Source organism: Ensifer sp. WSM1721 (assembly GCF_000513895.2).
Lineage (GTDB): Bacteria > Pseudomonadota > Alphaproteobacteria > Rhizobiales > Rhizobiaceae > Sinorhizobium.
The window spans coordinates 301,652-324,048 of the sequence record NZ_CP165785.1; the positions used below are offsets into that span (position 1 = coordinate 301,652).

The following is a 22,397-nucleotide window of genomic DNA, read 5'->3' on the forward strand; positions in this document are numbered from 1 at the left end:
GATGAGGAGGGCCGATCGGGGGTCATTCGACCAATCCTCCCCCAGGGGGGCTTGCGCCCATGGCGAGTCGGCAGCCGTTTGGAAAGTCAGATCGGTCATTGAACCCTCCATCAGAACAGAGCACCGGCCCTTACGAGGCCTGCCTTGGAGGCAAGCTGATCGGCTGGGTTCTCCCGAATAAGCACCTCGGCCAGACGAATGTTCACGTCGGCGTGTGACCTGTAGCTCCAACCATCCAGAAGGGTCGTCTTGGCGGCCATGAACGGTTCCGCCATGGCTGCCCACGCAACCTCGCGCAACGCGTTCACGAAGCGAAGCACCTGCACGCGGGCAATCTGGCTCTCATCGAGGTCCGGATCGTAGAGCCGCAGGAATGCCATGGTCTCATCGTCGGACATCTCTGCTTGAGAGGTAACGCTGGCCAGATCTATTGCGACCAAGGCTTCGCCGGCGTAGTCGAAATCGACCATTTTCACGCCGTCCGAACAGGCGATGAAGTTCTGCGGGACGAGATCATTGTGGCCGAAGCCGACGGGCGCATCGGCTGCAACCAGAGTGGTTTCGAAACGTTGAGCAATTTCCCAAAGAGCGGCAAAGGAGGTTGGATAAGACCCGCCCAGCTTCGCAGCCCCCGCAATGAAACCGCGAAGGTCATCGAAGATATCGAACTTTCGAGGCGGAAAGTGATGCGCGTGCAGTCGCTTCAGAGCATCCACTATCCTGCGGGCCATGGAAGGCTCTCGGATGTGCTGCGGTCGCAGCGTCTCCCCTTCGACGAATTCTGACATGAAGTGCCCTTCGGGCAGACATGTAGCTATGACCGCTGGTGCCAGACCGATGCTCGCCGCCACGGACTGGGCCTCGATCGCAGCGGTAACCGATGTGCCGGCAAACGACGCATCCGGCTCCCGGATCTTCAAGGCCCATTTTTTGTCGCCGTGTTCCAGAATGAGGTTGATATTGTTTGCGCCGCCGGGAAGAATCGAGAGGCGAATGCCGTGCTCGCCCGGAAGGAACCGCCATTGGTCCAAGAGGTTAAGGGCGGTGTCGCGTACCTGGACAGGCACACCTTCCTCAAACAAGCATCGAGGCTGTTGGTCAACGGTTTCCGAGTGGGTTGACGTCCTCACCGAGATCATCAGATTCGCTCCCGGTGCGTGATGGCGATGTGTTTCAGCTCGGTGTGAGCTTCGATCGCATAGATCGAGAGATCGCGGCCAATTCCAGACTGCTTGTAGCCTCCGAAGGGCATTTCGGCGGCCGTCGGTCCGTGATCGTTGATCCAGACGCTACCCGCCTTCACACGCCCCGCCGCGACAATCGCCCGTTCGATATCGGACGTCCAGATCGAAGCGGCCAGCCCGACCTCCAGATCGTTTGCCTTGGCGACGGCGTCGGCCTCATCTTCGAACGTGGTGACGGCTACGACGGGCCCGAAAATCTCCTTCTGGATGATCTCGGCGCTGTGCTCGACACCATCAACGACAGTCGGCGCGTAAAAATATCCTGGGCCATCGATAGGTCCACCAACGACGACGCGACCAGAGGAATTCTTGACGGCTCTGTTGACGAAGCTGGACACGAATTCATGGTGTTTTGCAGAGACGACCGGTCCCATGTCGATCCCACGCTCGGCATAGCCATTGCCGACCTTGATCCCACTGGCCATCGATGCCAACGCCTCGACGACGTCCTTTTCGCGCTTCTTGGAAACATACACCCGGCAGGCTGCTGTGCAGTCCTGCCCGGAATTGCCGAATGCTGCGCTTCTGAGCGTTGTTGCCAAACGGTCGATATCTGCATCGTCAAAGACGAGAACCGGCGCCTTTCCGCCGAGTTCGAGATGAACGACTTTGATGCTCTCGGCCGCGTCACGCATAACGGCGCGTCCCGTCTCCGTGCCCCCTGTGAGCGAAACCATCGCGACGTCCGGATGACGCACCAGGTGCGTGCCAGTCGTGCTGCCGAAACCTGTGACGATGTTGACGACGCCTGGCGGGAAGAACTTCTGTGCGACTTCGCCCAGGAGGAGGGCGGTTAGCGGCGTCACCTGAGTTGGCTTCAGAACGACGGTGTTGCCAGCCGCCAGGGCCGGACCAATGCGCCAGGCGGTCATTCCCATGGGGTAATTCCACGGGGAAATTGCGGCGACAACGCCGATTGGCTCGCGCCGTACCATGCTCGTGATGCCGGGCTTGTACTCGCCCATAGCCGGAACCATCATTGTTCGGCACGCGCCGGCAAAGAAGCGATATTTGTCTGCAGCGGATGCCATTTCCGCGCGAGCTTTCTCGAGCGGTTTTCCAACGTCGCGCGCCTCAAGTTCGGCAAACTCATCGACGCGAGCCATGATTTCGTCGGTGAACGCAAGCAAGGCGGCGGCTCGATCCTTCGGAGGAGTAGACGCCCAATTGCCGAAGGCTTGCTTGGCGGCTGACACGGCCGCGTTCACTCCCTCCGCTCCGACGTCCGGGACGCGAGCGATCACTTCCCCAGTCGCCGGTTCGAAAACATCAAAGTCGTTTCCCTTTGACCAGAAAGCCTCGCCGATGAGCGGCCGACGTTCCCCGATTTTCATTTGATCCTCCTCGATTGGCGCGCCTCCGGCACTGTTCGTGGTGGCAGGCCCTTCGTCGCGCTCGCATCCAGACCTCACTTCGGAGGTCGCTACAGTATTAATTAACGCTCATTAATTCACCTATCATGAAGCGAGTCAATATCCTTGGCGGCCTTTTCATAAAATCGATGAACTCCCCGCCCTGAACTTTGATCCCCGTCTCAGCGCATGTTTACGGCCCCGGTGAGCGTGCCCACCGACGCCGCGCGCACTCGTCAAATGCAGTTCAGGCTCTTAGAAAGCGTGCAGGCGCATCTGCACAGCCACTTGTCCTGTTAAAGGGTGGGGACGACTTCATGTGACGAAGCGACAGCCGTAGTGTGCCGGTATCCGCCCTTGCCGGCAGGAATGACAAACATCCTCATAACCAGGTAGTACGTCACGCCGGCAACAATCACGGTCGGTATGCCTGCTCCCAACGCATGGGCTAACGGATGCATCGCCGCCGTCACCGGATTGTACAGAAAGAGGTACAAGGCAATCGACAGCACCGATATCGCGACGGCTACCCAATTGACGCCCCCCCAAAACCAATACTGGCTAGCAGGATCGCGCGTGAAAAGATGCGCCGGCGCCAGCGTCTCTTTCCGAAGAATGAAATAGTCGACAAAGGTGACGCCCGTGATGCCGACGAACATGACGCCATTATAGGAGAGCCAGCTCATCACGATAGAGAGAGTCCATTCCGTTCTAAACGCCACATAGACGCCCGGTAGCAGCATCAAAGCGATCAAAATATCCCACCGGACGCGCGTCAATGGCTTGATTTGCTGGATCGAAACGCCGGCGAGATAGAGCATGATGACCATCGTCGCGACGTTGGCGGCAAGAACGAAGGTCATGATAATCGAACCAAGCACGGGCCCCGCAAGCGTGATCATCCAGATCGTCGGATCGGGTGTTCCGGCGGACAGGGCCGCGAACGCGGCCACCATGGATATGAATGCAGCGCCAAGCACGCCAACCCCGACAACAGATGGGCCGACTATGTGCGAGCGACGCTCCACCAGCCGTGTCAGTCCGCCCATTATCGGCCACCATGTCAGCGAATTGGAGATGCCGAATTCAACAGCGAGGGCAAACCCCTGGCCCGGTGTCGAAGCGAGGCGCTGATCGGCGGGAACCTGCAGCGTCCAGAGATCGGCGCCGTAATGGTAGAGCAGGATGCCAAGCATCAGCACGGTTACTAGGATATGGCCTGGCGCGATATAATTGCTGATCCGTTCAAACAGCCAAGGCCCCTTGCTTGCTACGAGCCACACTGCGAACATTGTAAACAGCGCAAGACCGATAACGATCGGTTCGGAAGTCGGCACATCAGATCGCTCGACGGTTTGTAGGACGTTTGCCGCTCCTCGTGCGGTAAGCGCAACGACCACGTATGTCCAACCGATGCAAGTCGCAAGCAGGCCAAACAGCGGCAGCACGATGCCATAAGGGCCAAACGAGGCCTTGGCGGCATCGATCGGCTCGACGCCGTATTTGAAGGATGGCATCCCAGACGCCAAGACAACGACAGCCATGCCGATCAGCATGCCCGCGAGGTAACCCAGTACCCCTATTCGGACGTCGCCCACATAGGGCAGAAAGCCGCCGATGAGGAACGCCCAAGTCGCGGCACTAAAGGCCGTGCAGGTCCAAAGGAACGAGCCGTAGCCTTTGTAGACACGTTCGCTGCTGCGTAGAGGTAGGCGCCCGGAAAGCGCCTCTTCCATTACTCGAGACTGAGTGAGTTTGATATCGCTGCTCATTGGTCTTCCTCCTCAGCCGAGATACATCAAGGTGGCGACCCAGATAACCACCCCGAGAACGCCCCAGCTTGCGGCTTCGACAAAGCAGGCGCGGGTGGGGGCACAGCACTCCGAAGCTGTGTGCGGAGACTCTCCCAAGGATTGAATACGCCTGGAGAGCTCCGCATCCAGCGCCGCTTCAAACCGCTCGCGGGTGTCGGGTGGATAAACCCGTTCCAATTCGACTGACATTGTTTGTTCCCTTTTCTGGACGTTCCGGCCTATTGCCGGCTCTCACAATATTGGGCTGCCTTAACAGCGCCGTAGTGCTCGTTCCCCATGCGTCGACTTCTTGAAGCGAGCCTAAGATGAATGAACGATCATTAATATTCATCCTTTGCCGCTAATATGTCAAGTCATGGTCCGGACGCGACGGGGCGAAATGGGCCTGCTCAGCCAGTTGAAAAAACTCGCGTCGTCTCCGCTCTGACGATATTGGACAGCCCGGCGATTTTCTGTTCGCTCCTTTGACAGACCGCCGCAGCTGACGCATTATGTGAATAGGTATTCATAAGGACGAAAAATTGTGAACGAACTCGCCCGCAGCTATCAGGAAGCCGCTTCTGAGGAGGTCGAACGGACACGGCGTCGAGCCGGCCAAGGCGGCAAGGTATCAACGAGCCGCTCCGACACCCGCGAGAGGTTGCTCGACGCTGCAATTGAGCTTTTCGGTTCCCGCGGCTTTGATGCCACCTCGATGCGGGACATCGCCACCGAGGTCGGAATCAAGGCACCTGCAGTCTACAACCATTACAAGTCCAAGGAGGAACTGCTCGGCGAGGCCGTGACGGAGGCTTTGAGCGCGTTCAACGAGGCGATCGCAGCAGCCGATGCGGAGGGAAGCTCTCCACTTGAAAGGCTTCAGAGCGCTATAACCGCTCACATTATGTACCAGATCAATCACTCCCGGATAGCTCAAGCGAACGATCGTCTTCTCGAGTCCGGCATTCTGAACAGGTTGGATCCTGCGGTCAGACATCGGGTGAAAGGCATGATGAGGGAACATCTCGACCGACTCACCAAGATCATTGAAGCTATACCATCGCCCGCGACCAACTCTCATCCCGAGGCCCGGCTAACGGCGCTCGCAATCATAACGATGTGTGATAATGTCCTGAATTGGTATCGGCCCAGCGGGTCCTACACGCCCGAGAAGATCTGCAAGCACTTCTATCGCCTTGTCCATAGCATGCTGCTTGGACCAGAGCGTGCTTCGGAGAGTTGAGAAGCGGCCCCTCCTGCCCGTGGCGCTGATCGAAGGGCATTGATTTTCGGCGCCTTTGTTGGGTGCCGAGCGTTCACACCTGCTCCGCTTCGCGTTGGAGCCTGATGCGCCAATCAACTGGAGCAATCGCGATAAATACCAGACTCTCAACGCCATTGTATGCGAGTTCGGTGTCCTTGGGGATCCAGACCACGTCGCCTGGATTCAACGTGTGCAGTGTTTCTCCAGTGCGGAGGTGAAACTCGCCCTCGATACAAACAATTACCTCATCGTACCGCACAGTCCAGGGCACGGAACGCCCGTGAAAACGAGCGAGATAGGCACCCATTGTCGAGCTGTCCTGCGGCCCGACGAGCCGCGCTATTGACGCCTCGCCGGGACCTTCGCCGTAAGCTGCGAAAGCCGTTAAGCCCTGCCGGAATACCGTCGGTTCGATGTACATCGCTATGTTCCTGTTCGCGCCGTCGCGATCGTCACGGGCAAGCGCCATCCGTCTTTCCGATGGGGCATCGCCAAATGAATGACCATTCATTAATACTCATGGTAGGTCCTGTCAAACCGCGCCACGGGGTCCTCGGACCGTGAGGTCGACGTCGCAAGTTTTCACGCGGACGGGAGCCTTCGTTGCCAAGAAGCTTGTCGCCGGCAATCTGTTCCGCTTCCAGCAAGCGAATCCATCATAGACTCTTGCACATTCTGGCGATTGATGCCGCACGAGATCAGCGCTTCAGACGAAAGTGTCCGACGGTCAATTCTCGCCCATTCATAATACCGGCGGGGCGGAGGATCATTACCAGAATCATAACGATGCCGAGCCCTACCTCCTGAAAGCCGCGGGGAAGCGCGAGCAAAGTATCGCCGAGGTGGATACCAACTTCGAAGCGTCGGAGCATCTCGGTTACTGCGGTCAACGCGATCACCCCGACGACGGCACCCGACAGGCTACCCGAGCCCCCCACAATCAGCATGGCAAGGGTCAGGAAAGTTACGTCGAGATAAAACGCGTCGACGGTTACAATTCCCAGAAATCCGGCCTGCATTGCTCCGCCGACACCCATGATAAGGCCTGAGAGTCCAAAGGCTATTGTGCGAACCAGCCACACATTCACGCCGGAGGCCTTCGACGCGGTTTGCTCATCACGCGCAGCGCGTAACATAAGTCCAAAGCGGCTTTGGTGATGGAGCCACGCAATGAGAACGGCGCCGATAGCCAGAAGGGTGCCGATCGCGGAAGTCATGAAAACAGGGACGTTCGCCAGAGAAGAGGTGCCGCCCGTGACGCCGGTCCAGTTCCGAAAAAGAGCATATTGACCGGCCAGCAGTGAAAAGGTTGCGATCGACGCGGCCGTTCCCGAAAGTCGCATCAGAATGCTGCCGATTACCAGAGCACTGCCGCCGGCCAGCGCCGCAGCGGCTGCAATTCCCGCGGGCGATGGCAGCGCCGTCTCCTGTAACACGATTGGCAATCCGGGAAGATACAGAGGCTTCAACGCCGGCAGCGTACAGCAGCTGATCCAGACGAAGGCGTAGGCCCCGATCGACATGAAGCTGACATGTCCGAAAGAGAGGATTCCGGAATTGCCAATGAAAATGTAGAGACCGACGACAAGTACGACTCGGATCGTCATCTCTGTCATGGTCTGGGCCAAACTTGAGAAGGGAAGGCTTGACGCCAGCAATCCCAGAAGCACTAGGCACAAGATGAATGGAGTTTCGAACCGTTTCATAGAGTGGCTGGAGCTCGATAGCGGCACGGCTATGCAAGTAGTAGGGGCGGTTTGCTCCTTCACCGGTCAGACCCTTTCTTCGAATTGCTTCAGCCGGATGATGCCGGAGGGGCGTACCAACAGCAGCGCGATTACGAACAGGAATACGAAAACGTCGCGAAAGGCGCGAATGCCGTCGGGCAAATAGGCCTGCAAAAGCGATGACGCCGCACCCACCAGCAATCCGCCCAACACAGCGCCGGGGAGGCTGCCCATGCCGCCCACTACCGTCGCGATGAATGCGAATATGATGATGTCGCTAGCCATGGTGGGCGCAAGGACGCCGGTCTGCACGACGAAAAGCAGCGATACGACGCCCGCCAGCAAACCGCTAATCGCGAAGGACAACGCGATCACAAAATCTGCCCGGACGCCTAGAAACCGTGCCATGCGGAAGTCGTCTGCCGCAGCGCGCATCTGGATGCCGAATGGTGTTTTGCGCATGAACAACAGCAGGCCTAAAAGGAGGCCGGCCGTGACACCGATCGTGACGAGTTGTAGGAGCGGTACTCGCAAACCGCCGACATCGATCACCTGCGTCAACGACGACCACAGGCCCAACGCCTTGGGGCGGGCCCCGTAGACGGTCATGATGAGGTTCTGAATGACATAGCCAAGCGCAAAGGAAACGACCATCAGGTTCTGGGGGCTCGCGGTGCGCATTCGTCTGAACACCGCGAAATTGGACAGCAGCGCTACAACCACGCCGAACGTCAGGATCGCCGCAATGAGGAGCGGCCAGCTCAGGCTGCCGATGAACAGTGTTGAGACCACGTCAGTGGAAGGCAGAATCAGAGCGTAAGCCGAAAGTGCTACGAAATCGCCATGCGCGAAGTTGATCAGACGCATGATTCCGAACAACAGCCCGATTCCGAGCGCCGCGAGGGCATAGAGACTGCCAAGACTCAAAGCATCGATCAGTGTCTGCAGGAAGTGAATCATACCGTTCCCCCCGCGCTGTCATGGTCAAATGTGCCAGCACCGAAATACGCGTCGTGCAGGGTTTCCGCGCCGAGCGCAGACGGCTTCCCTCGAAGTTGCACGGCGCCCTCACGTAGAACGATGATCTCGTCGGCGTACTTCATGACGCGACGCGAGCTCTGCTCGTTCACGAGGAGACTTAACCCCTCCTCGGTACGCAACCGCTGCAGGATGTCATAGACTTCGTCGACTATCCGGGGCGCCAAACCGAGGCTTGGCTCATCGATCAGCACCAGCCGAGGGCGACACATCAATGCGCGACCAATTACAAGCATCTGCTGCTCTCCACCCGACATTTTTCCTCCGGGCTGGCGAAGTCGCTCCTTCAGGCGCGGGAAGTAACCGAACACCCGCTCAAGATCGATCTCGACCGCGTTCCGGTCCTTTCGTCTGAATGTTCCCACCCTCAGGTTCTCTTCGACAGTCAGACTGGAAAAAACATGTCTCCCCTCGGGCACAAACGACAGGCCGGCCGCGGCGATCACCTCCGGAGCGGCGCCGGTAATGTCTTTGCCTTCGAAGACGATCGTTCCAGAGCTTACTGTGTTTCCGCCAGCAATTGCGCCGAGCGTAGACGACTTCCCGGCGCCATTAGGTCCAATGATAGCTATCAGGCCCTTTGTCGGAACTTCGAAAGACACGCCGTTCAGTACCATCGCTCTGCCGTAGCCGAGACGCAGCCCCCGAACCTGAAGGATATCATCGACCATCATGGCTCATCCCTCTGCACCCAGGTAGGCGTCAATGACTGCCCGGTCATTGCGGACTTCGGCGGCTCGTCCTTGGGCCAATGTGCGTCCCCCATCGAGGACGTGGACGCGGTCGCAAAGCCCTAGCACCACTGCCATGTTGTGCTCGATCAGCAGGATACCGCAGCCTTGCTCCAGCCGGATTATGCGGATCAGCGCCGTCAGCTGCTCGCATTCGTGGTCCGACATTCCTGCTGCCGGCTCATCCAGAAGCAAGAAGTCCGGCTTCATCAGGAGTGCTCTCGCGATCCCAACACGGCGCTCATCGGTATAGGGCAGGGTGCCGGCAAGCTGATGGGCAAATTGCGCGATCCCCATCCAGTCCAACAATTCAGAGGCCTTCCGCTGCGCCGCCCTTCGCGACAGACCGAGCGCCACGCCGGTGACTTCGACATTATCGAGCACCGACATGTCACGGAACAATCGGCCGCCCTGAAATGTTCGTGCCACCCCCGCCTTCCGGAAGGCCGCCGCGTCCCAGCGGACCGTATCTTGCCCGCCGAGCCTAACACGTCCTTCGGTAGGCAGTTGAAAACCTGAGAGGCAGTTGACAAGTGTAGTTTTGCCAGCGCCGTTCGGCCCGATCAGCCCGAGGATCTCACCCTTTTCGAGAGTGAGCGACACACCTGAGATCGCTCGCAAACCGTCGAACGTCACCGAAACCGCCTCGGCGGCCAAGCTGGGAGGAACAGCCGCGTTCATCTGTGCCTCCGGTAGCGGTCATCGAGAGCACGACGAACCATGATTTGCCTGCGGATGAATTGCGAGAAGGGCATCAGCCAATACCCCGCAGTAACGCAGTCCCAATCTCGTCCACCGCCAGCGAATCGTTGGCAATGGATCCTGTGAACACCACGCCATAGAGATCACGGGCGCGCTCGATTGTTTCGTAACCCTCCAAGACATCCTTGCGAACAAGCTCGACGTCGCGCGCTAGCGGATTACCGTAGCCGCCCCCGGACGTGTGCCAACCCCGAAGCCGCTCACCCTTTTGTAATGTCCTGACGACCATGCTCGGGAGTTCCTCGGCGGCACCATCTGCGCTGACGAGCCAGTGCTGGGACGTTATACCGTCCCTGCCGCCCCGCACGCCCTTCGGCGCGGTCTCAAGCCCGTCACAGTTCCAGATGAACTCGATTGGGCTGTCCTTCGGCGTGATCGACATCTCGAGCGCCGGGCCCCCCCGGAATTCACCTGCGCCGCCAGTTCCCGATTTAAGCCTGCAGTACTCAACCTCGAAAGGATGCTTTAGTTCGTCGATCTCGATTGAGTCGCGATACATCAGACCGGCAACAACAGGGATGGAGTAGGTTGGCCAGCCGTCAGCTGATGGACTGCCAGGACCTCCTGCCGATCCAATGCAGATCTGATTCACGTAGGATGTCGCTCCGTAGCGATGGTCGTTGCCAGAAACAACCGCAAAACCGAGCCCGACACCCACACCGCCTTCTGCGAGTCCCCATTCGGCGCTGACGCGGGCAAATGCCGACTGCACGACATTCACCACGCGGTCTGCGATGTTCGTGGTTGAGACTGAGCAACTGTGTGGAAAACGCGGTTTTCCGAGGATCGAGCCCTCGCGGAACCGCAGACGGATGCGGCGGAAGGAGCCATCATTGCGCGGCACCCGAATGCTCATCGAGTTGAACACACCCGCCACAGCTGCCGCAGAAGCAGAGGCCAGGCTAAGATTCAAGCCAACCGGAAGGCTGTCGACGTTCTCGGTCAGATCAATCTCGATCATGGCCGCTTCCGGATCGATCTCCAGTGATACCCGCAGAGGTACACCGTCCGGGAGCAGCCCCGGCAGTGCATCGTGACGGCCTGAATTCGACAGTCGAGTCCGAGGCATCTGCTGAAGCGCCTTAACCATCAGCTCTTCAGAATAGTCGAGCCAATCGTTGATGAACGCCCGTATCTGCTCCTTGCCGTACTTGCCGCAGAGCTCTTTCAATCGCCGTTCGGCGATCCTGGCCGATCCGATTCCTGCCAGAAAATCACCATACCATTGATTGGGAACGCGGATCCGCGCGCGGCACATGCGCACGATATCCTCGTTCATCTTGTAGTCTCGCTGGACTCTCACTGCCGGAAAAATCAGTGCGCCCTCCGCATACTGGTCGCGCGCGCCTGCCATGTAGGTGGTCGGAAGCGCGTTACCGATGTCGGCCTGATGCGCTTTGGCCACTGCGGTGAACATATGTTCGCCGTCGATAAACACAGGCACGAGAAACGCGTGGTCTGCGGGATGGCTGTTGCCGTTATAGGGATCGTTATGGAGGTAGCAGTCCCCCTCGCGCAGGTCATGGCCGTGGAACTTCTGCATTGCTGATGTCAGCAGATCCGATCCGAAGATGTGGATCGGCAGCCCTTCGGCGGATGCGAGCAGTCGATTGTCAGAGGTCACGATCGAACAGCTGAAATCTCGAGCACTATTGATCACGGCGGAGCGCGCCGACCTCAACATCGCGTTCGTCATCTCGCGGATGATGCTGTCGATGCGGTTAGCAATGATTGCAGTCAGGAAGGGATCGAAGCTCGAGCTTACCGGCTGTTCCATCTTGTCCTCCTTCAGATTTCCAGCAGGTAGTTGCCGGCGCCGCTGATCGTTGCCGACATTCCCGGATAAACGACCAGCGTGGTCGTCGGCTCCTCGATGATCGCAGGACCTTGGATGCGGAGGCCCGGAAACATGTCGCGCGGCTTGAGGATCGGAGTTGCGACTGGCGACGCCCCACCGAAGAAACAGTCGCGCTTTGCAAGTCCAGCGCAAAATTCGGGGTCCGCACTGCAAACCTCGACTTCGGGAGAGGAGGCGGGATCGCCGCCCAGGGGAATGCTCAGGCGGGCCTTCCAGTTTATGAATTCAACCGGACTGCCCTCGTCTCGCACAGCAAAAAGCCGCTCATGTACGCGGTGGAACTCCTCCTTCAGTGCTTCGACGTCGGCCAATGTCTTAAGACCCGAGGCGGGAACCGGTGTGTCGAGTTCCCAGACCTGGCCGGCGTAGCGAGCTTCAGCTATGAATTCTATCCGATGGTTTACGCTTTGATCCAGCTGGATTGCGAAGGCATCAAGTTTGGCTTTGAGGCGACAAAGGACCGCGTGAACCCCTTCAAAGTTGAAAGCTTGGGTGGATGTCACGAGGCTCGCCGCTTCTTCCGAGACGATGTTCGCATACTGCATGCCAGCCGCCGACAGTGCCGAGGCGGTCTTAGGCAGGATGACGCGATTACAGCCGAGTTCCTTTGCAATCAGCATTATGTTCAAACCGGCCGCCCCGCCGCCGGCTACGATGGAGCTTTCGCGTGGGTTGAGGCCTTCGTTGATGGTGATGTCACCGATTGCCCTGATCATCAGCTCGGATGCTAGGGTCAGGATACGATAGGCGCACTCCTCAGCGCCCAGGCCGATCTTGGAGGACACGGTCCCGATCGCTCGGCGTGCAGCAGGAACGTCGAGTGTCATTCTGCCGCCCAGGAAGAAGTTTGGGTCGAAGTAACCCAAAACCGCCGCAGCGTCTGAAACCGTTGGCAGCTCTCCTCTACGACCGTAGCAAGCCGGCCCAGGCTCCGAACCAGCCGATTGCGGCCCCACATGCATCAACCCTCCTTCGTCGATCCATGCAATAGAGCCGCCGCCAGCCCCAACGGAGCGCATGTCCACGGCCGAAATCGCCATAAGGTCGCCCACATATTGAGGACCAAGCCAGGTGTCGCGCGTGAAGGTAAGGCGACCGTCTCGAACCAGGCCCACGTCGAAAGTAGTGCCGCCGGTATCGCACACGATGACGTTGTCGCCGTAGCTTTCCTGTTTGGCGTAGGCGCGCGAGGAGATCGGGGCCATCGCCGGTCCGGAGCCAATCGTATAGATCGGTTTGGCCACGACCGCTTCTATGTTGGTACAGCCGCCCGAGGTAATTGAGACGAGGATTTCGCCTTTGTAGCCGGCCTTGCGAAGGTCGGTCTCGAGCTGACGGAGGTGTTCCTGCATTAAAGGTTTCAGCGAAGCGTCGATTGCCGTGGCCGAGGCGCGGCGGTATTCGCGTACGATCGGGATCAATTGGTGGGACAGAGTATAGGGAGTGCCGGGGGCCATTTCGTCCAGCAACCGTGCGAAAGCCAGTTCATGAGCACCATTTGCCACAGACCAGAGAAAACAGACCGCAACTGCTTCGAAGCCTCGTTCGACGATCTGGGCTACCGACTTGCGCGCCTGTGCTTCATCGAACGGCACCGAAACGGTGCCTTCCGAGGACATGCGTTCCACAATCTCGAATGTGCAGCGCCGCGGTATGTAGGGGTCAGGATAGGGAGTGCGGAAATCGTGTGGGTCGAATTTGCCCGCTTCTCTCAAGACGAGGGTGTCAGGGAACCCGGCGGTGGTTACGAAAGCCGTTTTTGCAACGCGCTTGGTAACGATGGCGTTGGTAGCGCGGGTCGTCCCATAAACAAGCAGCTCGGTATCAGCCAGCAGCTCGTCGAGAGTCATTTTCTTTTCCGCGGCAGCCGCAGCCACCGCTTCGCGCATACCGGAAAAGACCCGTTCATGTGTTGTCAGCGCCTTGCCGATGGCTGGTTTCCCGTCGGGCCCCCTAATCACTACGTCCGTGAAGGTGCCGCCAGTGTCAATCGAGATGACGTAAGACATGCTTGCTCTTTTCCACCTAACTGGTCGCTCCAGCGACCCCAGCGCTTCGACGCCGGGATCAGTCTTTTTGCCAAGCGGATCAGTTGCGGCCGAACAACACGTCCTGCGGAAGGGGATTCGGCAAGCTGTAGCGATCCGCCACGTGAACCTTGCCAGCGTCGTGGCTCAGGATCAGCATTTCGGCGTTCGTTTGGATGTGCAACTGTGGAGAGAAGCTGCGTGGACCGATGAAAGTCTTCTCATCTTTCATTGCGTCCAGGGCGGCTGCAACTTGGGAGCCGTCTGTGCCACCGGTTTTTTCGACCGCTCTGGCCCATAGGTCCAGGAAAGCGTAGATAGGATAGCCGTAGGTAGTCGCCGGCAAGCTCCCGTAAGCCGCTTTGTAGCGCTCATTCAGGGAATTGATTTCTGCGCGGGGATCATCGCCGTGCACTGAAGCGGCGACGGGAAGGTAGAAGTCCTTAAGCCCTGGGACGGCGTCGATCCAGTACGACCCGTCCATCGCACTACCACCGAGAATTGGCAGCTCGACGCCTGCGGCGCGAATTTGGCGCAGCGCGCTCGCACCACCCGGAACGTAGCTGCAGAGCATGATCGCGTCAGGCTTTTCGGTGGCGGTCGCGAGACGGGTAATTTGTGACTGAATCGAAGGATCATCGTTCAAGAACGTGTCCTCGCCAACGATCTGCATTCCCTTTGTCTCAGATACGGCCCAGCGGAAGCCCGCGCAGAGCGACTTGTCGTATTCCGTCATGGTATCGAGGAGTACGTAAGGCCGCTTCACGCCAAGCTTCTCATTGGCCCAGCGGGCCATGACGGCTCCCTGAACGTGAGCAGCAACCGAGGTTGTGTAGGAGAGAGGGCCCACGCCCTGCACCCCGGCCTTCGGGTCTTCGGCACAGAGAAACACAGATATTTTGCCTGCTCGCTCGGCCGCGCCGGCGGCGGGAGAGCCGAAATCATAGTCACATGACACAACGACCAGATCGGCGCCTGCATCGACGACCGTCTGACCAGCACGGGCTCCCTCTATGCGATCGGATTTCGTGTCAGAGATCGCGAAATCGATCGGCTTGCCCAGAAGACCGCCTGCTGCGTTGCGGTCCTTGATCCAGAGCTGCGCCATCTTTTGCGCATCTCCGTCGAATCCCACCATGAATCCGGACTGCGCAGTGGCAAATCCGATAGTTATCTGATCGGCCCAGGCTGCAGAATACGTCGTGGCAACAAGAAGGGAACCCATGATAGATGCGATCGAACCACGTCGCGCGAACCTTTGGGTATTTAGAAAGAAGCTGGTTTTCTCCTGGCTCATGTTTTCGTTCCCCTTATGAACGTTCGTTCGTCTAATTAACGTTCATTCATCCTTGCGCCGGAAGACATCCTTGTCAAGAGCACCCTGGCCGTCCTCATGGCCCCTTTGACTATTGATCTCGTTGGGAGAGATATTCGGCTCTAACCGCCCGCCGGTCGAGTTTTCCCGACGCTGTTCGCGGAAGATCATTGCTGACGATGATCGCCTCGGGGACGGCGTAGCCGGGAAGCTGAGTGCGCAAGAAGTCCAGGACAGCTGCTACGTCTACCGTTCTACCAGGACGTGGCTCCAGCGCTGCGAGGACGCTGTTTTGCAAAACCGGGTGAGGAACGGCGAAGACCACGGCCTGCGCAACGTCCGGGACATTGGCCATCACGCCCTCTATGAATGAGGGGAGGATCTTTTCGCCCCCGCGATTAATGACATCGTCTCGGCGGCCGACATGGTAGAGCAGGCCAAGCTCACGACGCTCGGCAAGGTCGCCCGTCCGAAGCCAATCACCCTCGATCTTTTCAGCGGTGACATCGGGCCGACGCCAGTATTCGCGCATCCTGGTCTCGCCCCTAACCCAAATCTCGCCCGCGACGCCATCGGGAACGTCCTTACCGTCTTCGCCAACGAGGCGCAGGTCAACTCCTTTTGCCGGGTAGCCGATTGAGTCCCCATGGGTGAGGATCTTCTCAGCGGGAAGAAGGGTGCAGCAGGACGTAAACTCCGTCAGCCCATATCCGTGCACCAAACGAAGGGCCGGCCAACGTTGGTGCATCTCTAGCGACCATGGGGCAGGCATCGGCGACCCGCCGAATAGGACCAATTGCGCCGGACCATAGATTGCGTCAGCGCCTTCGGCCGTCATCATCATCCTCAGGACGCTCGGAACTGCGGTGACGAAGGTCACCGGTCGCCGGCGGCACGCATCCACGGCAGCTTGCGTTCGATAGCGCAGCAGCAGATCGGAACGACCACCGCGAAGAATCATCGTGCAGAGCTGGTCGACGAAACCGGTATTATGAAACAGGGGCGCAACGATCAGGGTTGATTGCGACGCCTCTTCGCCGAGCAATTCGGCATACACCTGCACCGCTTTCCTTAGGGCATTGTGCGTGATCACCGCCCCCTTTGGAATGCCAGTCGTCCCTGACGTAAAACTGATCAGGGCGTCTTCGGCGGGAGCTGGCATGTCCGCCGGTTGCCGAACTCCATGGACACCGAAAAATGATCTCGCGGCATTGCCGGTAATAGAGTACACCTCGATGCCGCGGCAATCATTGAACATTGCCGCATGGCTGTCGTCAGCCAAGGCCACCCTGGCCCCCAGAAGCTCGACGAGCTCCCCCACCTGCGCAGGCGCCAGCCGATTGTTCATGGGCACGGAAATGGCGCCAATCCGCATCGTTGCCAGATAACACACCACCCATTGCCAGGTGTTGTTCCCGACAACGATCACCCGATCCTGCCTGCCGATGCCAAGCGCAACAAGTCGCCGAGAGGCAGCTTCCACCTCTGAGGCCAGCCGGCCGTACGATATTTCCACATCGCCGTCGGTCAGCGCGATTGCATCGGGCGTGCGCTCACTCCAATCTGCCAAGGCATGAATGATCGTCGGATAGTTGCGGTAAGTCACTGGCTTCTCCCGTCACGAGGCCGCATTTTTCCTGTTCGCCCCGTCAGCCCCGCCCGATCATGTGCCCGGCAGAACTGCCGCCATCGATCAGGTAGACGTTTCCATTGGTGTAACTGGCCTCAGCCGAAGTAAGGTGGGCGACCACATTCGCCACTTCCTCGGGTCTTGCGAAACGGCCCATCGGCACCGCTGCCTCGAATGCCTCTCGGGTGCCCTCCGGAGCTTTGGCAAAAATACCGTTCGCCATCGGCGTGTCGACGAAGCCAGGGCAGACAACGTTGCATCGGATCGCCTGCCCCCCGTAATCAAGGGCCATTGCCTTTACCAGCCCAATCACACCGTGTTTGGACGCGCAATAGGCGCCGTACGCGATTGCGCCCACTACGCCGGCATCTGAACCGATCGCTACGAATGCCCCGCCGCCGCGCCGCTGAAGGAACGGAATACCTGCTCGCGCCAGGAGGAACGTGCCTTTGAGGTTGACGTTAATGACCTGGTCCCAGGCTGCCTCAGACATTCGATGCACGAGCCCGCCCCGCGCGACACCTGCGGCGGCGACAAGAGTGTCCAGCCCATCTGCAGCGGCCACGAATTCAGCCACCGCGACATCGACCTCTGTGACGCGCGAGACATCGGCAATCAAGACTTTCGCCTGGCCACCTGCTTGCGAGATGAGATCGGCAGTTTCCTCGGCACCAGTCCTGTCTCGATCAAGCACGCCGACGGTGGCTCCACGCGAGGCAAGGCGGAGGGCGACCGCCCGTCCGATGCCTGAGCCACCTCCGCTGATCAATGCCACTTCCTTGTTTGCCATTGGCGTTTTCCGTCACTCGCGAGGAAGCGATTCTGCGATGTAGAGGTTGGCGAGCACGCCGCAATCCACGGGCAAGTCTACCCCGGTAATTCCGCTTGCCTCGTTGCTGCCGAGGAAGGCGACGGCTCGGGCGATCTCGTCGATCTCGACCAAGCGGCCCATAGGCACGCGCGCGAACCCATCCTTGATGGCCCGCAAGGCCGCGTCAGGAAGGTGATCACCAACCATCGCGGTCAGCGTCCAGCCTGGACTAACCGAATTGACGCGGATGCGATAGGGAGCCAGCTCGACTGCGGCCGTTTTTGTTAGGTTGATGAGACCAGCCTTAGCGGCTCCGTAGGCTGACTGACGACCATCCATGCCGCGCGCATCTATCGAAGCGATGTTGACGATCGCGCCGCCACCTGTTGCCCGCATTCTTCGCGCTGCACGCTGTGTGACGAGAAAGGCTCCAGTCAGATTGACTTCGACGACCGAGCGCCAGCGCGCAATATCCATCTTCAGGATCGACTTGTAGTCCGCGACTCCGGCATTGTTTACCAGAAGTGAAAGCGGACTTGCTGTATCTTCAAACCGGGTCATCACCCGCTCAACGTCGTCCTCGACAGTGGAATCTGCCACAACCGCATGGACCGGACCAAGAGAGCCAAGCTCGGACGCCGCCTGCGCGAGATCCTCATGGTTGCGACCAGTAATAGTCACGTCATATCCCCTGCGCAGGAGACAGGCTGCAATGCCGTATCCTATGCCTTTTGAGCCCCCCGTCACCACCGCGTTCAACGTCATTTCTCCACCCAGTCACACGCGAGGAGGCGGCACTGGGTGCCGCCCACTCTTGGATCAGATCTTCAGAGTCATTAGATTGCGGTATTCGTCCGCTGTCATCAACTCTCGCCCGAGCGCGGCTGCAATGCCCGAGATCTGCTGAAAGACCTCGACATTCGACTGGATCTTGTCGTCCCGATGGGGCCACTTCCAAACCGTGTCCTCCATGCCGACCCGAACATGCACGCCGAGCAGAATGGCGAGCGTCGCCAGATAGCTGCTGGTACGACCGCCCGTGCAAGCGATGATGGTCGAGTCAGTATCGATATGGCGAATAAGCCGAACGAGCCGAAGGAATCCATCCACCATCGTTTCGGGGGAGTACATTGGGCTGCATCCCGGAAGGCCAGGTAGCACGAGCCAGTTGAGCGGACCCTGAATGAGGCCGCTGTCGATCAGGTAGCGGCGGGCATTGTCGATGTCAGCATCGGTGTAGACTGCAATCTGCGGGGTCAGCCCAGCGTCGATCGCACGCTTGGTCTTCTCGATGATGGCAGCCGGCGATTTGACGAAGTGATTGTCGCCGAGAATGATGGCCGTCGTGTTGACCGGCACGCCCTCCATCACGCCGAGCTGCATCATCTCGGACATCATACGCTCTTCGTCTGCGTTCACGGCCACCAAACACGCATCCAGTGCAACATGTGGATGGTTTGTGCGTAGGTGTGTCAGCGTCTCGCGGAACAAGCCGGTGTCGAGCACATTATAGCCGCGTTCGTCTCTCGCGTGGATATGGATGATCTGCGCCCCGGCAGCGATGCATTCCTCAGCGGATTGGATGATCTCTTCGGGCGTGATCGCCTGGTGCGGGTTTTCGTTCTTCGTATAGAAAGCCCCGTTAATCGCGGTCGACAGGATCAGCTTCGGCGGGGCTTCCCACCTCGGCATCGGCTCGGCGTTCGAAAACGCCGTCCGGTCGATCGACATGATCGACGGAAAACCGAATACCTTCCAGTTCGCCTGAGCCCCCTCGCGGGAAACCCATTTGTTCACCTGCTCCCAGTTCACGGTGTTTGGTTTGCGCGCCATCGGCACCTCCCTAGTTGCTGATATGAATGAACGTTAATGCATATGCACATATCTGTAAAGACGTCAGGTCTGGCGAAAGACTGGTTCTATCGCGCATTCGATAGGCATAGAGTACTTGACGACGACAAACATTCGGCGTTGTATGAATTAACGTTCATTATGGAGAGGCCGATGAGCCCGACAATCATGATGGTGGGGGTGGGGCAGATGGGCAGGAGCGCTCTGTCGATTCTGGCTCGCGCGCTGCCCGCCGCCAAATTCATTCTTGTTGATCGTTCCGACGAAAGCCTGAGACGTGGTGAGGCCGTCGCGCCCGACCGCATAAGGACCCATCAAGCTGACATCGCGCGCGACGGCCTCGATGCGGCTGGCATGGACTTGGTTGTGAACTTCGCCGGTCCATTCTTCCTGGGCTCGGATGGGGCAGCCCGCGCCGCAATTGCCGCCGGTGCGGCTTACATCGACGTCGGCGACGACGCGGAAGGTACGAAGACGATCCTCGAGCTCGACAACGCTGCGAAATCGAAGGGCGTGCCGGTGATTACAGGTGGCGGCCTTTCACCGGGCGTTTCGAATTGGCTGGCCTGCAGCCTGCTTGAGAGCCACCCGGAGCTCGATGGTATCAAGATTGTCTGGATCACTCGTGAACCGGATCCGGGTGGCCTCGCTGTGCTGCGCCACATGCTGCACATGGCAGTGGCGCCTTGCCCTACTTGGCGCAACGGCAAGATGGAGTTCACCAAGGGTTTTGTGCCAGAGACCGCAGAAAGCTTTGACGTGCCGCCTCCTTTCAACCGGATCGAGGCCTATGACACGGCCCATCCGGAGCCGGTCACACTCGGGCGCTTTCGACGCGATCTTGCCCTTGTCCAGTGCAAGGGTTCGCTCTTCCCCAATTGGGCGAATGCCGCCTTCTCGACGCTTGGACGTATCGGGTTCGGCCACTCGGAGATTACCGTCGAAATTGACGGCAAGGAAGTGCAACCGATCGAAGTGCTTTGGAAGTTGCTCTGGAAACGCCATGAACTGAAGCCAAGCGGTCAACGGATCTCGGCGACCCAGGTAAATGTGATCGGGACGAAAGGGAACGTCCCGGTCAGCATGAAGTCGATCACGGACGCGGGAGACATGAGCCGGGGCACGGGGCTGGGCATGGCGGCCGCGGCACTGTCGCTTCTAGAGGGTGGCGTTTCAGCGGGAGCCAACGGAGTGGAGGCAATTCCCTACCAGAAAGGCCTCGACCACTTCCTGCGTCTCGCCGCAGAAGCGGGGACTTTCGCGGACGGCATTGTGACCACCAATTTCTAAACGCGCAACGGCAGTCCTCAGTGGTCATCAACAACCACCGGGATCGAACAAGGCCTGCGTTCGATTTTCTAAAACCCGCGCGAGCCAATGGCAGCGATGTGCCCGACTCGAGAACCCCGGAGGCGGGGAACGCGAAAACGTCACAACCACCCCTGCCACACGCAAGTGCGTCGAGCACAGAATTCAAAGGGGATAGGGATGAACAAGATCTATTCGTCCGCCGAGGCCGCACTTGAGGGCCTCCTTTTCGACGGAATGACGATTGCGTCGGGCGGCTTCGGGCTGTGCGGAATCCCCGAACTTCTGATTTCCGGGATAAGGGACGCCGGAACGAAGGAGATTACCATCGCCTCCAACAATTGCGGCGTCGATGACTTCGGGCTCGGCATCCTTCTCAAGACGCGGCAGATCAAGAAGATGATTTCATCCTATGTGGGCGAGAACGCCGAGTTCATGCGACAGTTTCTTTGTGGGGAGCTGGAACTGGAGTTCAATCCCCAGGGCACACTTGCCGAACGCATGCGCGCTGGCGGCGCCGGCATTCCCGCCTTCTACACTCCTACCGGTGTGGGGACTGTCATTGCCGAAGGCAAGGAGCATAAAGTGTTCGATGGTAGGACTTATATTCTCGAACGCGCGATCGTTGCCGACGTCTCCATCGTCAAAGCCTGGAAGGCCGATCCCACCGGCAACCTTGTGTTCCGAAAAACGGCACGCAACTTCAATCCGCCTGCTGCCACGTGCGGCAAGATCTGCGTCGCAGAGGTAGAGGAGATTGTGCCCTTGGGCTCGCTCGATCCTGACCACATTCACCTGCCGGGGATCTATGTCCACCGCCTTATCCCAGGGCAGCACCTGAAACGCATAGAGCAGCGAACTGTTCGCCACCGCGAGGCGTAAGACATGGCTTGGGACCGCAATCAAATGGCCGCTCGTGCTGCTCAGGAATTGCAGGACGGCTGGTATGTAAACCTTGGTATCGGCATTCCGACCCTGGTTTCGAACTATATTCCCGAGGGCATAAAGGTGACCTTGCAGTCGGAGAACGGAATGCTGGGTATGGGTCCTTTCCCTTACGATGGGGAGGAGGACCCCGACCTTATTAACGCAGGTAAACAGACGATCACGGAACTTCCGCAGACCGCCTATTTCGACAGCGCAACGTCATTTGGCATGATCCGTGGCGGCAAAATAGCCATGGCGATCCTTGGCGCGATGGAGGTTTCTGAAGAAGGGGATCTCGCCAACTGGATGATTCCGGGCAAACTCGTCAAGGGCATGGGCGGGGCCATGGACCTGGTCGCCGGCGTGGGGCGCGTGGTGGTTCTCATGGATCACACGAATAAGGCGGGAGAGTCGAAGATCCTGGCGAGATGCACGCTGCCGCTAACCGGAAAAGGCGTGGTGAACCGGATCATAACTAACCTTGGTGTGCTGGATGTTATGCCGGGCGGGCTGAAGATCGTGGAATTGGCGCCAGGGACGACGGAGTATGATCTCCGAAGAGCAACGGAGGCGCGAATAATCGTGTGAGATGGCATGCTGAACTGAAGAAGATCAGAAGGGACATTTCTCCACGTCTGATAACGCACCCCTTCGACCAGGGCAGGGGAAAGCCGCCGCCGCTCCTGTTTCCTGCAAATAGGAAATGCAACTTACATGCTTGTCGCCGTCAAGGCCGTCGCCCTTGAGGAAGTAGTGCCT

20 protein-coding genes are annotated in these 22,397 nt (G+C 58.8%); 4 read left to right on the forward strand and 16 right to left on the reverse strand.

All coding sequences use genetic code 11. The features are described 5' to 3' along the window. Positions 1-110 precede the first annotated feature (110 nt). The 4 genes from M728_RS29655 to M728_RS29670 form a co-directional block, all read right to left on the reverse strand. Positions 111-1,139 (reverse strand): phosphotransferase, encoded by a 1,029-nt coding sequence (locus M728_RS29655; RefSeq protein WP_026622231.1) that lies wholly within the window; start codon positions 1,137-1,139, stop codon positions 111-113. Continuing rightward, a complete protein-coding gene (locus M728_RS29660; RefSeq protein ID WP_026622230.1) occupies positions 1,139-2,578 on the reverse strand; it encodes an aldehyde dehydrogenase family protein in 1,440 nt (479 codons plus the stop codon). The genes M728_RS29655 and M728_RS29660 overlap by 1 nt, the downstream gene beginning before the upstream one ends. A 314-nt stretch (positions 2,579-2,892) precedes the next feature. Beyond that, a complete protein-coding gene (locus tag M728_RS29665) occupies positions 2,893-4,368 on the reverse strand; it encodes a cytosine permease (RefSeq protein WP_026622229.1) in 1,476 nt (491 codons plus the stop codon). A gap of 12 nt (positions 4,369-4,380) precedes the next feature. Next, positions 4,381-4,599: a hypothetical protein gene (locus M728_RS29670; protein ID WP_026622228.1), complete on the reverse strand. Its 219-nt coding sequence runs from the start codon at positions 4,597-4,599 to the stop codon at positions 4,381-4,383. Between the two features lie 334 nt (positions 4,600-4,933). On the opposite strand from M728_RS29670, the gene M728_RS29675 reads away from it, so the two are divergent. Beyond that, positions 4,934-5,632, forward strand: a complete 699-nt coding sequence (locus M728_RS29675) for a TetR/AcrR family transcriptional regulator (RefSeq protein ID WP_245269755.1) — start codon at positions 4,934-4,936, stop codon at positions 5,630-5,632. Between the two features lie 73 nt (positions 5,633-5,705). On the opposite strand, the gene M728_RS29680 is transcribed toward M728_RS29675, so the two are convergent. The 12 genes from M728_RS29680 to M728_RS29735 all read right to left on the reverse strand — a co-directional run bounded on the left by M728_RS29680 (position 5,706) and on the right by M728_RS29735 (position 19,385). Then, positions 5,706-6,122 (reverse strand): ethanolamine utilization protein EutQ, encoded by a 417-nt coding sequence (locus tag M728_RS29680; RefSeq protein ID WP_245269754.1) that lies wholly within the window; start codon positions 6,120-6,122, stop codon positions 5,706-5,708. Between the two features lie 229 nt (positions 6,123-6,351). Then, positions 6,352-7,269 (reverse strand): branched-chain amino acid ABC transporter permease, encoded by a 918-nt coding sequence (locus M728_RS29685; protein ID WP_198023418.1) that lies wholly within the window; start codon positions 7,267-7,269, stop codon positions 6,352-6,354. A gap of 156 nt (positions 7,270-7,425) precedes the next feature. Beyond that, a complete protein-coding gene (locus tag M728_RS29690; RefSeq protein ID WP_026622225.1) occupies positions 7,426-8,340 on the reverse strand; it encodes a branched-chain amino acid ABC transporter permease in 915 nt (304 codons plus the stop codon). Then, the gene (locus tag M728_RS29695) at positions 8,337-9,092 is read right to left on the reverse strand and encodes an ABC transporter ATP-binding protein (protein WP_245269753.1); all 756 of its coding nucleotides are present in this window, start codon (positions 9,090-9,092) and stop codon (positions 8,337-8,339) included. The genes M728_RS29690 and M728_RS29695 overlap by 4 nt, the downstream gene beginning before the upstream one ends. Before the next feature lie 3 nt (positions 9,093-9,095). Then, positions 9,096-9,830 (reverse strand): ABC transporter ATP-binding protein, encoded by a 735-nt coding sequence (locus M728_RS29700; protein WP_026622223.1) that lies wholly within the window; start codon positions 9,828-9,830, stop codon positions 9,096-9,098. Positions 9,831-9,903: 73 nt separating this feature from the next. Next, complete coding sequence (locus M728_RS29705) at positions 9,904-11,688, reverse strand: hydantoinase B/oxoprolinase family protein (protein ID WP_034884163.1); 1,785 nt, start codon at positions 11,686-11,688, stop codon at positions 9,904-9,906. Positions 11,689-11,699: 11 nt separating this feature from the next. After that, on the reverse strand, positions 11,700-13,778 hold the full coding sequence (locus M728_RS29710) for a hydantoinase/oxoprolinase family protein (RefSeq protein ID WP_026622221.1): 2,079 nt from the start codon (positions 13,776-13,778) through the stop codon (positions 11,700-11,702). A gap of 79 nt (positions 13,779-13,857) precedes the next feature. Continuing rightward, positions 13,858-15,093, reverse strand: a complete 1,236-nt coding sequence (locus M728_RS29715) for an ABC transporter substrate-binding protein (RefSeq protein ID WP_245269752.1) — start codon at positions 15,091-15,093, stop codon at positions 13,858-13,860. Between the two features lie 109 nt (positions 15,094-15,202). Then, complete coding sequence (locus M728_RS29720; RefSeq protein WP_026622219.1) at positions 15,203-16,717, reverse strand: class I adenylate-forming enzyme family protein; 1,515 nt, start codon at positions 16,715-16,717, stop codon at positions 15,203-15,205. A 43-nt stretch (positions 16,718-16,760) separates the two neighbouring features. Further along, entirely contained in the window at positions 16,761-17,531 is a 771-nt protein-coding gene (locus tag M728_RS29725; RefSeq protein WP_026622218.1) for an SDR family NAD(P)-dependent oxidoreductase, read from the reverse strand. 12 nt (positions 17,532-17,543) lie between these two features. Then, positions 17,544-18,302, reverse strand: coding sequence for an SDR family NAD(P)-dependent oxidoreductase (locus M728_RS29730; RefSeq protein ID WP_370906555.1), 759 nt, complete (start codon positions 18,300-18,302; stop codon positions 17,544-17,546). Positions 18,303-18,371: 69 nt separating this feature from the next. Next, a complete protein-coding gene (locus M728_RS29735) occupies positions 18,372-19,385 on the reverse strand; it encodes a 3-keto-5-aminohexanoate cleavage protein (RefSeq protein WP_026622217.1) in 1,014 nt (337 codons plus the stop codon). Positions 19,386-19,556: 171 nt separating this feature from the next. On the opposite strand from M728_RS29735, the gene M728_RS29740 reads away from it, so the two are divergent. From M728_RS29740 to M728_RS29750, 3 genes are all read left to right on the forward strand, one after another. Then, positions 19,557-20,693 carry a saccharopine dehydrogenase family protein gene (locus tag M728_RS29740; protein ID WP_245269751.1) on the forward strand — a complete coding sequence of 379 codons (1,137 nt, stop codon included), beginning with the start codon at positions 19,557-19,559 and terminating at the stop codon, positions 20,691-20,693. Between the two features lie 198 nt (positions 20,694-20,891). Next, entirely contained in the window at positions 20,892-21,593 is a 702-nt protein-coding gene (locus tag M728_RS29745) for a CoA transferase subunit A (protein ID WP_026622215.1), read from the forward strand. 3 nt (positions 21,594-21,596) lie between these two features. Beyond that, positions 21,597-22,226 (forward strand): CoA transferase subunit B, encoded by a 630-nt coding sequence (locus tag M728_RS29750; protein ID WP_026622214.1) that lies wholly within the window; start codon positions 21,597-21,599, stop codon positions 22,224-22,226. The last annotated feature ends 171 nt before the right edge of the window (positions 22,227-22,397 follow it).

Coding starts and splice junctions, on each gene's coding strand:
- M728_RS29655 (WP_026622231.1), bottom strand. CDS start 1,139: ATGATCTCGGTGAGGACGTCAACCCACTCGGAAACCGTTGACCAACAG.
- M728_RS29660 (WP_026622230.1), bottom strand. CDS start 2,578: ATGAAAATCGGGGAACGTCGGCCGCTCATCGGCGAGGCTTTCTGGTCA.
- M728_RS29665 (WP_026622229.1), bottom strand. CDS start 4,368: ATGAGCAGCGATATCAAACTCACTCAGTCTCGAGTAATGGAAGAGGCG.
- M728_RS29670 (WP_026622228.1), bottom strand. CDS start 4,599: ATGTCAGTCGAATTGGAACGGGTTTATCCACCCGACACCCGCGAGCGG.
- M728_RS29680 (WP_245269754.1), bottom strand. CDS start 6,122: ATGGCGCTTGCCCGTGACGATCGCGACGGCGCGAACAGGAACATAGCG.
- M728_RS29685 (WP_198023418.1), bottom strand. CDS start 7,269: ATGACAGAGATGACGATCCGAGTCGTACTTGTCGTCGGTCTCTACATT.
- M728_RS29690 (WP_026622225.1), bottom strand. CDS start 8,340: ATGATTCACTTCCTGCAGACACTGATCGATGCTTTGAGTCTTGGCAGT.
- M728_RS29695 (WP_245269753.1), bottom strand. CDS start 9,092: ATGATGGTCGATGATATCCTTCAGGTTCGGGGGCTGCGTCTCGGCTAC.
- M728_RS29700 (WP_026622223.1), bottom strand. CDS start 9,830: ATGAACGCGGCTGTTCCTCCCAGCTTGGCCGCCGAGGCGGTTTCGGTG.
- M728_RS29705 (WP_034884163.1), bottom strand. CDS start 11,688: ATGGAACAGCCGGTAAGCTCGAGCTTCGATCCCTTCCTGACTGCAATC.
- M728_RS29710 (WP_026622221.1), bottom strand. CDS start 13,778: ATGTCTTACGTCATCTCGATTGACACTGGCGGCACCTTCACGGACGTA.
- M728_RS29715 (WP_245269752.1), bottom strand. CDS start 15,093: ATGAGCCAGGAGAAAACCAGCTTCTTTCTAAATACCCAAAGGTTCGCG.
- M728_RS29725 (WP_026622218.1), bottom strand. CDS start 17,531: ATGGCAAACAAGGAAGTGGCATTGATCAGCGGAGGTGGCTCAGGCATC.
- M728_RS29735 (WP_026622217.1), bottom strand. CDS start 19,385: ATGGCGCGCAAACCAAACACCGTGAACTGGGAGCAGGTGAACAAATGG.
- M728_RS29740 (WP_245269751.1), top strand. CDS start 19,557: ATGAGCCCGACAATCATGATGGTGGGGGTGGGGCAGATGGGCAGGAGC.
- M728_RS29745 (WP_026622215.1), top strand. CDS start 20,892: ATGAACAAGATCTATTCGTCCGCCGAGGCCGCACTTGAGGGCCTCCTT.
- M728_RS29750 (WP_026622214.1), top strand. CDS start 21,597: ATGGCTTGGGACCGCAATCAAATGGCCGCTCGTGCTGCTCAGGAATTG.